Origin of the sequence: Kitasatospora sp. NPDC056076 (assembly GCF_042266305.1) — a bacterium.
GTDB lineage: Bacteria > Actinomycetota > Actinomycetes > Streptomycetales > Streptomycetaceae > Kitasatospora.
Genome location: NZ_JBHJWG010000016.1, coordinates 101,420 through 115,114 on the forward strand (window position 1 = coordinate 101,420; position 13,695 = coordinate 115,114).

General features: G+C 72.0%; 14 protein-coding genes. 4 read left to right on the plus strand and 10 right to left on the minus strand.

Annotated features, from left to right (window positions below):
* On the minus strand, positions 1 to 432 hold the full coding sequence (arfB, locus tag ACFC1T_RS15985) for an alternative ribosome rescue aminoacyl-tRNA hydrolase ArfB (RefSeq protein ID WP_375888725.1): 432 nt from the start codon (positions 430 to 432) through the stop codon (positions 1 to 3).
* 68 nt (positions 433 to 500) lie between these two features.
* Between arfB and ACFC1T_RS15990 the strand changes: the two genes are divergently transcribed.
* Both ACFC1T_RS15990 and ACFC1T_RS15995 read left to right on the plus strand, forming a co-directional pair.
* Complete coding sequence (locus ACFC1T_RS15990) at positions 501 to 998, plus strand: hypothetical protein (RefSeq protein ID WP_375888726.1); 498 nt, start codon at positions 501 to 503, stop codon at positions 996 to 998.
* 145 nt (positions 999 to 1,143) lie between these two features.
* Positions 1,144 to 1,719 (plus strand): TerD family protein, encoded by a 576-nt coding sequence (locus tag ACFC1T_RS15995; RefSeq protein ID WP_375888729.1) that lies wholly within the window; start codon positions 1,144 to 1,146, stop codon positions 1,717 to 1,719.
* Positions 1,720 to 1,819: 100 nt separating this feature from the next.
* Here the strand turns inward: ACFC1T_RS15995 and ACFC1T_RS16000 are convergent, their stop codons facing one another.
* The 7 genes from ACFC1T_RS16000 to ACFC1T_RS16030 all read right to left on the minus strand — a co-directional run bounded on the left by ACFC1T_RS16000 (position 1,820) and on the right by ACFC1T_RS16030 (position 8,432).
* Complete coding sequence (locus ACFC1T_RS16000; RefSeq protein WP_375888732.1) at positions 1,820 to 3,043, minus strand: hypothetical protein; 1,224 nt, start codon at positions 3,041 to 3,043, stop codon at positions 1,820 to 1,822.
* Between the two features lie 154 nt (positions 3,044 to 3,197).
* Positions 3,198 to 3,686, minus strand: a complete 489-nt coding sequence (locus ACFC1T_RS16005) for a DUF3180 domain-containing protein (protein WP_375888734.1) — start codon at positions 3,684 to 3,686, stop codon at positions 3,198 to 3,200.
* Positions 3,687 to 3,876: 190 nt separating this feature from the next.
* Positions 3,877 to 4,476 (minus strand): 2-amino-4-hydroxy-6-hydroxymethyldihydropteridine diphosphokinase, encoded by a 600-nt coding sequence (folK, locus tag ACFC1T_RS16010; protein WP_375888736.1) that lies wholly within the window; start codon positions 4,474 to 4,476, stop codon positions 3,877 to 3,879.
* Between the two features lie 43 nt (positions 4,477 to 4,519).
* Positions 4,520 to 4,879, minus strand: coding sequence for a dihydroneopterin aldolase (gene folB, locus ACFC1T_RS16015; RefSeq protein ID WP_030288941.1), 360 nt, complete (start codon positions 4,877 to 4,879; stop codon positions 4,520 to 4,522).
* 247 nt (positions 4,880 to 5,126) lie between these two features.
* Complete coding sequence (locus ACFC1T_RS16020; protein WP_188309659.1) at positions 5,127 to 5,606, minus strand: nuclear transport factor 2 family protein; 480 nt, start codon at positions 5,604 to 5,606, stop codon at positions 5,127 to 5,129.
* 28 nt (positions 5,607 to 5,634) lie between these two features.
* The gene (folP, locus tag ACFC1T_RS16025) at positions 5,635 to 6,522 is read right to left on the minus strand and encodes a dihydropteroate synthase (protein WP_375888738.1); all 888 of its coding nucleotides are present in this window, start codon (positions 6,520 to 6,522) and stop codon (positions 5,635 to 5,637) included.
* Between the two features lie 68 nt (positions 6,523 to 6,590).
* Positions 6,591 to 8,432, minus strand: a complete 1,842-nt coding sequence (locus tag ACFC1T_RS16030) for a phosphatidylglycerol lysyltransferase domain-containing protein (protein WP_375888741.1) — start codon at positions 8,430 to 8,432, stop codon at positions 6,591 to 6,593.
* 379 nt (positions 8,433 to 8,811) lie between these two features.
* On the opposite strand from ACFC1T_RS16030, the gene ACFC1T_RS16035 reads away from it, so the two are divergent.
* Both ACFC1T_RS16035 and ACFC1T_RS16040 read left to right on the plus strand, forming a co-directional pair.
* Positions 8,812 to 9,966 carry an alpha/beta hydrolase gene (locus ACFC1T_RS16035; RefSeq protein WP_375888743.1) on the plus strand — a complete coding sequence of 385 codons (1,155 nt, stop codon included), beginning with the start codon at positions 8,812 to 8,814 and terminating at the stop codon, positions 9,964 to 9,966.
* A 116-nt stretch (positions 9,967 to 10,082) separates the two neighbouring features.
* Positions 10,083 to 10,871, plus strand: coding sequence for a ferritin-like domain-containing protein (locus tag ACFC1T_RS16040; protein WP_375888744.1), 789 nt, complete (start codon positions 10,083 to 10,085; stop codon positions 10,869 to 10,871).
* Between the two features lie 35 nt (positions 10,872 to 10,906).
* Here the strand turns inward: ACFC1T_RS16040 and folE are convergent, their stop codons facing one another.
* Positions 10,907 to 11,512, minus strand: a complete 606-nt coding sequence (gene folE, locus ACFC1T_RS16045; RefSeq protein WP_350509225.1) for a GTP cyclohydrolase I FolE — start codon at positions 11,510 to 11,512, stop codon at positions 10,907 to 10,909.
* Between the two features lie 106 nt (positions 11,513 to 11,618).
* Positions 11,619 to 13,673 (minus strand): ATP-dependent zinc metalloprotease FtsH, encoded by a 2,055-nt coding sequence (gene ftsH, locus ACFC1T_RS16050; RefSeq protein WP_375888747.1) that lies wholly within the window; start codon positions 13,671 to 13,673, stop codon positions 11,619 to 11,621.
* Between the last annotated feature and the right edge of the window lie 22 nt (positions 13,674 to 13,695).

The following is a 13,695-nucleotide window of genomic DNA, read 5'->3' on the forward strand; positions in this document are numbered from 1 at the left end:
CTACTCGCCGCGCGGCGACCGCCGGCCCTGCTTGAGGTCGGAACGGTGCCGCTTGTTCTCCAGCCGCCGCTCCACCATCCCCCGGCTCGGCCTGGTCGCCCGGCGGGCCTTCGGCGGCGGCGCGCACGCCTCGCTCAGCACCACCCCCAGCCGCACCGCGGCCGCCTCCCGGTTGCGCCACTGCGAGCGGAACTCCGAGGCCTGGATCACCAGCACCCGGCCGTCCACCAGGCGGTGCGCCAGCCGCTCCAGGGCGCGGGTGCGCCACACCTCGGGCAGCGCCTTCGAGGCGACCAGGTCGAACCGCAGCTCCGCCTTGGAGTCGGAGGTGTTGACGTGCTGGCCACCGGGGCCGGAGGAACGCGAGAAGCGCCAGACGAGCTCGGCGTCGGGGACGACCACCGACCCCCGTACGCGGATGGGCTCGGACATGCGCCCATCATCCCGCGCGACCCCCGCCGAGGTCACCCGGTTATCGGTTACCCGCCCACTCCCCGACAATGGCCTACGTGATCGAGCTCGGCTACTCCCTCTCCAACCGCTTCCCCGACCCCCCGCAGACCGACTACCGCACCGCCCCCGTGCGCGCCCTGCGGTACGACCTGTTCTGCGGCGACGTCTACCTGGACGCCGAGGGCGCCGAACTCTCCACCCGCTGGGCCTGGGTCCCGGTGCTGGACTTCGCCTGGGCGCTGTGCGACATCGTCGAGCAGCTCGACCGCGACCCGGACGGCTCCCGGGCCGCCCGGGTGCAGACCGCCGACCTCGACTTCACCCAGAACACCGAGCTGCTGCGCTTCGCCCGCCGGTTCAACTGGGTCGAGGTCACCGCGACCTGGCTGCGCGACGAGCCCCCGGCCGTGGTCCGGCACAGCGAGCTGCGGCGCGAGGCCCGGGACTTCCTCCAGGACACCCTCGCCGACCTGTTCGACATGCACCCCGACCTGGCCGACAACCCGAACATCTGGACGCTGCAGGGCCGCTTCCCCCGGGTCTGACATCCGGACCCGACCGACCCTGCCAAGGCTTTGCCCGTCCTTTGCCCGGCTTTGACGCCCACGAAGAATTCACGGGTTCCCCGGAACCAAGGCGACCGAGTACCGCGTTGTCCCGGGAAAAGCGAACGAAGGGACTGCAATCGCCATGCCAGTGAGCCTCTCCAAGGGTGGCAACGTCTCGCTGACCAAGGAGGCCCCCGGCCTGTCCGCGGTCAGCATCGGCCTGGGCTGGGACACCCGCACCACCACCGGCGCCGAATTCGACCTCGACGCCAGCGCGATCGTCCTGAACGCGGACGGCAAGGTGCTGTCCAACGCGCACTTCGTGTTCTTCAACAACACCAGCACGCCGGACAACACCGTCGTGCACACCGGTGACAACCGGACCGGCGAGGGCGCGGGCGACGACGAGTCGATCAACGTCAACCTGGCCGGCCTGCCCGCCGAGGCCGTCAAGATCACTTTCCCGGTCACCATCTACGACGGCACCGCCCGCGGCCAGAACTTCGGCCAGGTCCGGAACGCCTACATCCGCGTGGTGAACGCGGCCGGCGGCGCCGAGATCGCCCGGTACGACCTCTCCGAGGACGCCGCCACCGAGACCGCGATGATCTTCGGCGAGCTCTACCGCAACGGCGGCGAGTGGAAGTTCCGCGCGGTCGGCCAGGGCTACGCCTCCGGCCTGGCCGGCATCGCCCAGGACTTCGGCGTCCAGATCTGACGCAGCAGGGGCGGCAACGCCGAGGGGCGGGAAGTCGGTCGACTTCCCGCCCCTCGGCGTCGGTGTCCTTCGACGTCGCTGTCCTTCGGCGGCGGGCCGCTCAGCGCGAGGCGCGCAGCTCCGGGAGCTCGATCAGTTCGGTCTCGTCCTCGGGCGTCAGGTCCACCACGGTCACCCCGCCCGGCTCGGCGCCCCCGGCGCGCACCGGCTGCTCCAGGTGCTCCGGGTGCTCGACCGGCACCTCCGTAACAGCCTCCCGGGCCTCCTGCGCCTCGGCCTTCGCCTTCGCGGCGACCGCCTCGTCGCCCACCACGTCCGCCAGGTCCGCCCGCTCCCCCAGCTCGGCGACGCTGCCCACCGCCGGCGCCGGAACGGCCGCCCGGACCGCCGCGCCCTGGCCGCGGCCGAAGAAGCTGAACCCCTGCCCGCGCACCTGCCCGGACTGGACCGGACGCGGCCGCTGCCGCTCCGCCGGGGCCGGCCCGACGGCCGGGGCGCCCGGCGTCCCGCCCAGCTGACCCACCGTCGCGGTCAGCGCCGGGCGCAGCGGCGTGGGCTGCACCGGGGTCCGCCCGGCCGGCGCCTGCGCCGGGGTCGGCACCGAGGGCGCCACCGGGGCGGGCACGGACACCGCACCCGGAACCGGAGCGGCCTCCACGGCCGGACGGGCCTGAGCGGTCCGAGCGGACGGCGCTGCCTGGACGGACGAGGCGGCCGGAGCAGCCGGAGCCGTCCGCGCCCGCAGCGCGACCTCCGCGCCCGCCGTGCGCTCCCGCTCGGCCTCCTGCTCGGCGGCGCGCCGCTCCAGCAGCCGCAGCACGGACGCGGCGCGCACGAACGCGGCCGGACTGGCCGGGTACTTGGGGCGGCTCGCGGCGAGCGCCCGCTGGGCCGCCTCGGCGTCCTTGAGCGCCTGCTCGGCGACCGCCACGGCCCGCTCCCGGAGCAGCCGGGCGATCTCGGTCTCGGCCTTGGCCAGCCGCGACTTCTCCGCCGTCAGCCGCCGGCCGAAGCGGGTGGCCCGCTCCTCGGCGACCTCGGCCGCGTACTCGGCCTCGGCGAGCTGCTCCTCGAAGCGCTCCTCGGCCCGCAGCCGCTGCGCCGCGGACATCTCGGCGGCCGCCCGGGCCGCCTTGTCGCGCTGACGCAGCAGCACCGCGAAGCCGAGGGTGGCGATCAGTGCGGCGACACCCACCGAGCGCACCAGGACGGTGTCCTGACTGAAGACCAGAGCGGCCAGTGCGGCGACCAGCAGCACGCCGGCGGCGGTGGGGGGAAAGACCCGGCCGAGGACGGAGGAATGACGGTGGCGTCCGCGAGACATGCCAAGAAACTAGCGTGCGAATTGGGGCCGTGTCAGCCCAGGGTCCCCTTCCACCCTTGACAGTGGGCATTTTTTACCGCATGTGCCCGGCTTTTCACTCAAGATCACGAAAAAGGGCCTGCTCAGCGCCGTCCGACCGGATCCGGCCGATCCGTCAGCGGTGCGAGGCCGCCGGACCGCCCGGGTCGTCGTGGTCCTCCGGCAGCTTGCACACGTGCTGCAGCCAGAGCGCCGCCGCGATCACCGCGGCGCCCGCCAGCACGGCGAGCCCGGCGGTCACCGCCTGGTCCTTGCGCGCCGACACGTCCAGTTCGCCGAGCAGGTAGATCCCGGCCCCGGCGTAGATGCCGGTGACCACCGCGGAGACCAGCGCGCTGGCCTGGCCGAGCACCACCGCCCGGGCCGCCAGCAGCGGGTCGACCCCCTTCGCGCCGGGCTGCCGCTCGCGCACCGCCTTCAACCGGGCCCGCAGCGAGAGCGCGGTCGCCAGCAGGACCACCGCCACCGCCGCCAGCACCACCGGGGCCGCCGCCGGTACGGCCGGCAGCGTGTCCAGGGACGCCCACAGCTTGGACCCGGCCCAGGACAGCGCCGTCGTCGCGGCGGTGATGCCGATCAGCAGACGGAGGCGAAGCAGCTTCACTCGGAGGTGGTCCTTCCCGGGGTTGCCAGAGCCGACCGCCCGCCCGGTGGCCCGGTGCGGCGGCGTCAGGCCACCGTACCGGGACGGGACGGGCGGACATCTACTCGTACGGCCGGGCCCGGTCGCCGAGTTCCCGGCCGATCCGGCGGCCCCGGCCGACCCGGCCGCGGGGGCCGGGTCCTGCGCGGTGCTACTCCGGCAGCGTCAGCCGGATGTCGTCGCGGCGCTTCACGCCCTGCGCGTCCGGGCCGCCGAGCGCCTCCAGCAGCGCGCCGACCAGCCCGTGCCCCGGCACCTCGGCCTCGGGCTGGGCGTCCAGCCAGGGGGCGAGCACGAAGGCACGCTCGTGCGAGCGCGGGTGCGGCAGCAGCAGCTGCGGGTCCTCGCTGACCACGCCCTCGTAGGCCAGGATGTCGACGTCCAGGGTGCGCGGGCCCCAGCGGACCTCCCGGACCCGTCCGAAGGCGTCCTCGATCGCGTTGCCGCGCTCCAGCAGGTCCCGCGGGGGCAGCGAGGTGCGCAGCACCACGACCGCGTTGTAGTAGTTGGGCTGTTCCTCCGGGCCGCCGACGGCCTCGGTCTCGTAGATCGCCGAAACGGCCTTGATCCTCAGCCCGGGGGTGTCCGCGAGCGCGTCGACGGCACCCTGGAGGGTGTCCAGCCGGTTGCCCAGGTTGCTGCCGAGCGCGATCACCGCACACCGCTGGCTGTGCAGCGTGGTGTCGGCGGAGTCCACCCGGCTCTCCAGGTCGAACGCGTTCGGCTCGGCGATCGGGTCACTGCTGTTCATCGAAGAAATCCCTCTGCATCGGAAACCAGGCGCGCGGTGGGGGTCATGCGCGGCCCCGGTGGATGGTCACGGTCACGTCGTCGAACGGCACGGTGATCGGGGCGTCCGGCTTGTGCACGGTGACCTCGACCTCCTCGACCGCGTCGTGCTTGAGGCACTGGTCGGCGATCCGCTGCGCCAGGGTCTCGATCAGGTCGACCGGCTCGCCGGCGATGATCGCGGTGACCTCCTCGGCCACGATGCCGTAGTGCGCCGTGCGGGTGAGGTCGTCTCCGGACGCGGCGGGGCGGGTGTCCAGGTACAGCACGAGATCGACCACGAAGGTCTGGCCCTCGACGCGCTCGCGCTCGAAGACGCCGTGGTGGCCCCGGGCTCGCAGCCCCCGCAGGGTGACGCGGTCCAGCAAACGAATCACTGCTCCCAGTCGGACGGGCCCCGCCCTGGGGAAGGCATGGACGGGCAGGGCGAAGACGGGCATCACGCCCGCCACTCCGTTTCGAATCTACCCGCGAGCGCGGACAACGCCTGACCGTCCTACCCGGCACGAACCGTCGCCACGCGCACCGAAATGGCGATTGACGTGAACGTTCGGTGACCACCCGGAAATTCCCCGGCGACCGCCCGGCACCGAATTCCCGCGACCCCCGGAATCAGTCCTCGTCGTCCTCGTCACCGCTGGTCAGAACGGGTGAACCGTGGTGCGACCAGAGCTTCCACCCGGCCGGGGTGCGACGGAACAGATTGCTCGACACGACCTTTCCGCCGACCAGCGGCCCGAGTTCCCCCTCCTCCTCGGCCTCACCCCCGGAGAGGATGTTCTCGGTGCACGTGACAAGGGCCACATCCCCGTGCACCTCGGCCTCGACATCGGTCAGGAAGAACTGGATGTACTCCGTGTTCATCATGATCAGCATGTACGAGCGGGTCACCTGTGCCCGCCCGCGCAGCACCGGCCAGCCGGGGTGGACGCAGACCACGCCGCCCTTGTCGTCGGCGTGCTCGGGCCCCAGCCAGGCCTCCTCGACCGCCTCGACGTCCCCCCGCTCCAGCGCCTCGTAGAACGCCCGGTTCGCCGCGAGCACCGCCTCCAGGTCCACCTCCCGGGCCTTCCCGGCCGTCCCGCCGCTCACCCTGCCGTCACCTGTCACAGACCCTCCCTCACCCCAGCCGCGCCGCGCGCTGCCAGGCCGCGACCACGCGGACGGCGTCCGCCGTACCGGACACGTCGTGCACCCGGACCGCCCAGGCGCCGGCCCGGGCCGACAGCACCGACACCGCGGCGGTCGCGTCGTCCCGCTCGCGGGCCGGGCGCAGTTCCCCGGTTTCCGGGTCGGCGAGCAGCGTACCCAGGAACCGCTTGCGCGAAGCCGCGACGAGGACGGGACGGCCGAGCGCGGTCAGCGCGTCCAGCCGGCCGAGCAGCGCCCAGTTGTGCTCGGCGGTCTTGGCGAAGCCCAGCCCCGGGTCGAGGACCAGCTGGTCCTCCTTGACCCCGGCGGCCAGCAGCGCGTCCATCCGCCCGGTCAGTTCCCCGACCACGTCCCGCACGACGTCCCGGTAGACGGCCAGCCGCTCCATGTCGGCGGACTGCCCGCGCCAGTGCATGACCACGAAGGGCGCGCCGGTCTCGGCGACCACCCGGGCCATCGCCGGGTCGGCGAGCCCGCCGGAGACGTCGTTGACGATCGCGGCACCGGCCTCCACGGCCCGCTCGGCGACCGAGGCCCGCATGGTGTCGACCGACACCACCACCCCGGCGGCGGCCAGCTCGCGCACCACCGGCAGCACCCGGCGCAGCTCCTCGTCCTCGGGCACCCGCTGGGTGCCCGGCCGGGTGGACTCGCCGCCGACGTCCACCAGGTCCGCGCCGCGGGCCCGCAGGGCCAGCCCGTGCGCGATCGCCTTGGCGGCGTCGAACCAGAGCCCGCCGTCCGAGAAGGAGTCGGGCGTGACGTTGACCACGCCCATCACGGCGCAGCGGTCGAGCCGCGGCAGTCCGGCCGGCAACGAGAAGGACGGCATATCGCTGGTGGGCCCATTGCTCATGCCCCCATTATCGAACGGGGCCCCCGCCGGTGGTTCCCGGCGGGGGCCCCGAAGGGTGCGGGCCGGCCTCAGGCCGCCTCGCCGACCTCGCGGGTCGACGGGACGGGCATCAGGCCCTCGCGCTGGCGCTTGCGGCCGAAGCGCGGCATCCCGAGGGTGATGAAGGCCTCCGCCTGCATCGCGGCGAAGCCGATCCGCGGCAGGTCCCGGGTGCTCGGGAAGACCAGGAAGCGCGGCTCCCACTCGGGCTGGAACTTGGCGTTGAACTTGTACAGCGACTCGATCTGGAACCAGCGCGACAGGAACACCAGCAGTCCGCGCCAGGCGCGCAGCACCGGGCCCGCGCCGATCCGCTCGCCGCGGGCGAGCGCGGAGCGGAACATCGCGAAGTTGAGCGACACCCGGCGGATGCCCAGGGCGCCCACCTCCTGGAGGGCGGCGACGATCAGCAGCTCGTTCAGGCCCGGGTCGGCGGCGCGGTCGCGGCGCATCAGCTCCAGCGAGATGCCGTCCGGCCCCCAGGGCACGAAGTGCAGCACGGCCTTGAGGTCGTCGCCGCTCTCGCCCTCCTCGGGGGCCTTGTGGGCGGTGACCACCACGCAGTCGTCGTCCAGCGGGTCGCCGAAGCGCCCCAGGGCCATCGAGAAGCCGCGCTCTGTGTCGGTGCCGCGCCAGCGGGCGGCGGCGTCGGCGATCCGGTACTTCTCCTCGACGGTGAGGTCGGAGACCCGGCGCACCTTGCAGGAGTAGCCGTTGCGCTCGATCCGCTTGACCATCTGGCGGACGTTGCGCATGGCCCGGCCGGCGAGCGAGAAGGTCGCGGTGTCGACGATCGCCTCGTCGCCCAGCTCCAGCGCGTCCAGGCCCGCCTCGCGGGTCCAGACCTCGCCGCCGACCTCGCTGCAGCCCATCACGGCCGGCACCCAGGCGTGCTCGCGGGCCTCGGCCATGAACACCTTGATCGCGCCCGGCCAGGCCTCCACGTCGCCGACCGGGTCCCCGGAGGCGAGCATCACGCCGGAGACCACCCGGTAGGAGATCGCGGCCTTGCCGGTGGGCGAGAACAGCACGCTCTTGTCGCGGCGCAGCGCGAAGTAGCCGAGCGAGTCGCGCTCGCCGTGCCGCTTGAGCAGCTCGCGGACCTTCTCCTCGTCCTCGGCGGTGAGCTCCGGCTTGGGCTTGCCCGGGCGCAGCGCCAGGTAGGCGGTGGTGAAGGCGGTCAGCAGGCCGAGGCCGCCGAGCAGGTAGGCGACCAGGTCGGACATCCGCGCGTTGTTGTAGCGGACCGGGCCCTCGAAGCCGAACAGCCCGTACCCGACGTGCTGCAGCCGCTCCAGCAGGGCGGGGTGCCCGAGCTCGTACTTGGTGCGGGTGCTCACGATCAGCAGGCCGAGCAGCACGCTGAGGACGCCCATGACGACCAGGTTGACCACCGCGCCCCAGCGGGTGCGCGGGTCGGCCTTGGCGTAGAACTCGCGCTGGTGCACCAGCATCACGGCGAGGACCACCAGCGAGACGACCGCCGGGCCGATCTGGTGCCAGCGCACGATGTGCAGCGAGGCGCTGAGCGGCAGCAGCACGCAGACCGCCCGCCAGGCCCGCCGCTTGCGCCGGCGCAGCGCGTGCGCCAGCGGCACCAGCAGGATGCCGACCATCAGCGTGCCGACCGCGGCCAGGCTGGTGGTGCCGCCCGGCAGCTGCCCGGCGAAGGTGTGCATCTTGGTGTGCCGGAGCTTGGGGAACACCGCGCTGGCGATGTCCACCAGCCCGATCAGCAGACAGGCGTAGCCGACGGCACCGGGGAGCCAGGCCCTCGGGACGGCGGCCGCCTGGTTGCGCAGCGTCTGCAGGCCGCGCCGACGGCGCGGCGGCTGCTCGGGGCTCGGCTCAACGGACACGGGAACGCTCATGGAAGCTCAGCGTAGAGGCTGCGGGGCGGTGTCCGTTCACTCCGGGGGAGCACGTGTGATGGACCTTCATGCGTATTCCTTCATCGGGCAATGCGCATACCAAGGATCCGGAAACGGACGGTAATCCGGTGCCGTGGGCGCGCTGCGGGTTGAGCCGGGGGTGGGAGCCGTGGGTCCGCCGCCGCGTGGCGGGGCACGGCCCTCCGGTACGTCGTACGTACGGTGGACGCCGCATTCTAGGGCGCCGGTTGCCCCGGACCTCCCCCCACCCTCCCGACCCAGCCGGGACGTCCGGACAGCCTAGCTGCGGTGGCCCGGCCTGACGGCCCGCCAGACGATGAAGCCTGCATCGACAGTGTCCCACCGGAAGGCCGACGGCATGGAACTGACCAGCAACGTGCTGGTGAACGCGCTGCTCGCACTCGGGGCCGCGGCCCTGCTCACCACTCTGTGGATCTGGCCCCGGCTGGCCCGGCAGCGCCCGCTCCCGGTGCTCGGCAGGATCGGGCTGCTGACCGTCGTTCAGGTTTCGATCCTCGCGGTGCTGGCGCTGTCGGTGAACAACTCCTTCGGCTTCTACACCTCCTGGGACGACCTGCTCAGCCCCGGCGGCGCCAAGCTCGCGCTGGCCGGCAACGAGAACCACAAGGGCGGCACCCCGGTCTCCGACCAGCTGGTCCGGCCGACCAACGAGGGCGGCATGGAGAGCGCCCCCAACCTCCCCAAGGGCCCGCCGGAGGAGGTCGGGAAGATCGAGTCGGTCCGGGTCAACGGCAAGGAGACCGGTTTCTCCGACCAGATGTTCGTCTACCTGCCGCCCGAGTACTTCGACCCGAAGTTCGCCCTGGTCCGCTTCCCCGCCGTGGTGGCCCTGGCCGGCTTCCCGGGCACCACCCTGAACCTGCTCAAGGAGCTGCCGCTGGTGCAGACCGCGGTGGAGCTGCAGCGCTCCGGCAAGATGCCGCCGACCGTCCTGGTGCTGGCCCGCCCGTCGGTGGTCCCGGCCCGGGACACCGAGTGCGTGGACGTCCCCGGCGGGCCGCGCAGCGAGACCTGGTTCGTCAAGGACGTGCCCGAGGCCCTGCAGAGCGCGTACCGGCTCGGCCGCTCGGCCGCCTCCTGGGGCCTGTTCGGCTACTCCACCGGCGGCAGCTGCGCGATGCGGCTGTCGATGCGCTTCCCGAACGTCTACGGCAGCGCCGCGGGCCTGCACGGCGACTTCGCGGTGCGCCAGGACCAGTACACCGGCGGCGACCTCTTCAACGGCGACAAGGCCCTGACCCAGCAGCACGACCTCGGCTGGCGACTGCAGAACCTCCCGGCCCCGCCGCTCAACCTGCTGGTGGTCTCCACCCGCAAGGAGTCGGACTACCCGCAGACCGTCCAGTTCGTCGACCAGGCCACCCAGGTCGCGGCGGCCAATCCGCAGTTCAAGGTGGAGTCGCTGTACCTGGACGACGGCGGCCACAACTTCGACAGCTGGACGCGGGAGCTGCCGGCCTCGCTGGAGTGGCTGGGCTCCCACCTCGGCTGAGGCGTGCGGGTGATTACCCGCCGGTCGGCCCGGCCGGCCGGCGGTTCGGGGGGACGTATCGCGGCCGCCCGCCCGACCACCGGCGGGCGCCGCCCCGGATCCGCGCAGGAGGCGCCGTGCTGAGCACCAGATCGCTCTTCAACGAGATCTACCGGAACGACCAGGCCTACCAGCTGTTCTGCAGCATCGCGGCCGGCGGCGAGGACCAGGGCGGCTGGGAGAACGAGCGGATCACCGCCCTCACCCCGGACCCGCTGCTCGCCCCGAAGGTCGCCCGGCACGGCGCGGACGAGCGCAAGCACGGCCGGATCTTCACCCAGCTGCTGAACAAGCGCGGACTGCCCAAGGTGCCCGTCCCGGACGAGGCCGACTACTGCATGCTGCTGGAGCGCCAGGGCGTCGGCCTGTCCCACGAGCGGCTGCTCGGCGACACCCCGCTGACCGACCGCGAGATCATCACCTACCTCGCGCACAGCCGGGTCACCGAGCAGCGCGCCGCCGAGCAGATGCGCCAGCTGGTCAAGGTGTACGGGGACAACCCCGACCTCGGCCGGGCGATGCGGATGATCTCCGCCGACGAGGACAACCACCTCGCCTACTGCCACGAGGAGCTGCTGCGGCTGGTCGCCGACGGCCACGGACCGTACGTCCGGCACACCCTGGAGACCTGCGCCCGCGGCGAGATCCGCACCCACCGGGACGTCGGCCTCGCCGTCACCGCCCGGATGGCGCGGATCCTGCGCTGGCCCCGCTGGCAGCTGGCCGTGGTCACCCTCGGGGTGCACGCCCTCTACCTGTACGACCGGGCCTTCGGCTGGCGCCGGATGGTCACGCTGCGGATGCCGGAGCGCCGCAACGCACTGGGCACCCCGGCCCCGCCGCACGCGGAGCCCGAGGTGCCCTGAGCCGGAGCCGGTCGCCTCCTGGGCGACCGATGCCCCTACCTGCCGATGATGAGGCTCATCGCCTCGGCCCGGGTGGCCGGGTCGCGCAGCTGGCCGCGCACGCAGGAGGTGATGGTCTTGGCGCCGGGCTTGCGGATGCCGCGCATCGACATGCACATGTGCTCGCACTCGACCACGACGATCGCCCCGCGCGGCTCCAGGATGCGCATCAGCGCGTCGGCCACCTGGCTGGTCAGCCGCTCCTGCACCTGCGGCCGGCGGGCGTAGACGTCGACCAGCCGGGCCAGCTTGGACAGCCCGGTGATCTTGCCGCTGGGGGACGGGATGTACCCGACGTGCGCGACGCCGCGGAACGGCACCAGGTGGTGCTCGCAGACCGAGGTCAGCTCGATGTCCTTGACCAGCACCATCTCGTCGTGGCCGAGGTCGAAGGTGGTGGTCAGGACGTCCTCGGGCTCCTGCCACAGGCCCGCGAATATCTCCTTGTAGGCCCGCGCGACCCGGGCCGGCGTCTCCAGCAGGCCCTCGCGGTCGGGATCCTCCCCGACCGCGAGCAACAGCTCACGGATGGCGTTCTCGGCCCGCTTCTGGTCGAAGGCACCGACGGCGGGCGGACCGTCGAGCGTCACCGGGTCGATCATGCGGGCCTCGCTTACTCGTGGGAAGACTCTGGCTGAACAGCACGGATGCCGCGCCTCCAGGGTACAAACCCTGGTGACGCGGCATCCATTCCTACCGGAGTGCGGCTCAGCCCTCGGTCGGCGGCTCGGCCGCCGGCAGCGGCGGGAGCTTCACGATGTCGACCGGAGCGGTGTCGGAGGCGGCGGCGCCGTTGGTGAGCGCCAGCTCCTTCGGCGACTGCACCGGCGGCCGGGTGGACGGCGTGCGACGGGCGGAGCCCGTCCAGGCCGGCCGGGCCGGGCGCTTGACGATCGGGGCGAAGATCTCGGCGATCTGCTCCTTGTTCAGGGTCTCCTTCTCCAGGAGCTCCAGAACCAGGTTGTCGAGCACGTCGCGGTTCTCGACCAGGATCTCCCAGGCCTCGTTGTGCGCGCTCTCGATGAGCTTCTTGACCTCTTCGTCGACCAGCCCGGCGACCTCTTCCGAGTAGTCGCGCTGGTGGCCCATCTCACGGCCGAGGAAGGGCTCCGAAGCGTCGTTGCCGAACTTGATCGCGCCCAGGCGCTCGGTCATGCCGTACTGGGTGACCATGGCCCGCGCCGTGGCGGTGGCCTTCTCGATGTCGTTCGAGGCACCGGTGGTCGGGTCGTGGAAGACCAGCTCCTCCGCCGCGCGCCCGCCCAGCATGTAGGCCAGCTGGTCGAGCATCTCGTTGCGGGTGGTGGAGTACTTGTCCTCCTCCGGCAGCACCATGGTGTAGCCGAGGGCCCGACCGCGGGACAGGATCGTGATCTTGTGCACCGGGTCGCTGTACTGGCAGGCCGCCGCGACCAGGGCGTGACCGCCCTCGTGGTACGCGGTGATCTTCTTCTCCTTGTCGGACATGATCCGCGTGCGCTTCTGCGGACCGGCCACGACGCGGTCGATCGCCTCGTCCAGGATGCCGTTGTCGATCAGCTTCTTGTCCGAGCGGGCGGTCAGCAGCGCGGCCTCGTTGAGCACGTTCGAGAGGTCGGCGCCGGTGAAGCCGGGGGTGCGCTTGGCGACGGCCGACATGTCGACGTCGGGCGCGATCGGCTTGCCCTTCTGGTGCACCTTGAGGATGTCCAGACGGCCCTGGAGGTCGGGACGCTCGACCGCGATCTGCCGGTCGAAGCGGCCCGGGCGCAGCAGCGCCGGGTCCAGGATGTCGGGGCGGTTGGTCGCCGCGATCAGGATCACGCCGCCCTTGACGTCGAAGCCGTCCATCTCGACCAGCAGCTGGTTGAGGGTCTGCTCGCGCTCGTCGTGGCCGCCGCCGAGACCCGCACCGCGGTGCCGGCCGACGGCGTCGATCTCGTCGACGAAGATGATCGCCGGGGCGTTCGCCTTGGCCTGCTCGAAGAGGTCGCGGACGCGGCTGGCGCCGACACCCACGAACATCTCGACGAAGTCGGAGCCGGAGATCGAGTAGAACGGCACCCCGGCCTCGCCCGCGACGGCACGCGCCAGCAGGGTCTTGCCGGTCCCGGGCGGGCCGTAGAGCAGCACACCCTTGGGGATCTTGGCGCCGACGGCCTGGAACTTGGCCGGCTCCTGGAGGAACTCCTTGATCTCGTGGAGCTCCTCGACCGCCTCGTCGGCACCCGCGACGTCCGAGAAGGTGGTCTTCGGGGTGTCCTTGGTGAGCAGCTTGGCCTTGGACTTGCCGAACTGCATGACGCGCGAGCCGCCGCCCTGCATCTGGTTCATCAGGAACAGGAAGACCAGGACGATGATCACGATCGGCAGCATCGACAGCAGCAGGCTGACGAAGGTGCTCTGCTTCTCGGGACTGACCGTGTAGCCCTCGGCGAGGGTGTTCGGGTCCTTGTCGTTGATCTGGGCCTGCAGCTTGTCGGCGATCGCCACACCCTGGTCACCGATGTACGAGGCCTGGAACTTGTTGCCGGACGGGACCTTGCCCGTACCGGCGTTGGACAGCGTGGCGCCGTCCTTCAACTGGATCTTGATCGTGTTCGAGTCACCGGTGGTGATCTGCGCCGACTTGACGTTGTGCGCATCGATCGCTGCGACGACCTGCCCGGTGTCCACCGTCTTGTAGCCGTTCGAGTCCGAAACGACCTGCATCAGTACGATGACGGCGAGGACAGCCAGCACGATCCACATGATCGGCGCACGGAAGTATCGCTTGACGTCCATCCATGCGGAGCGTTGCCGCCCC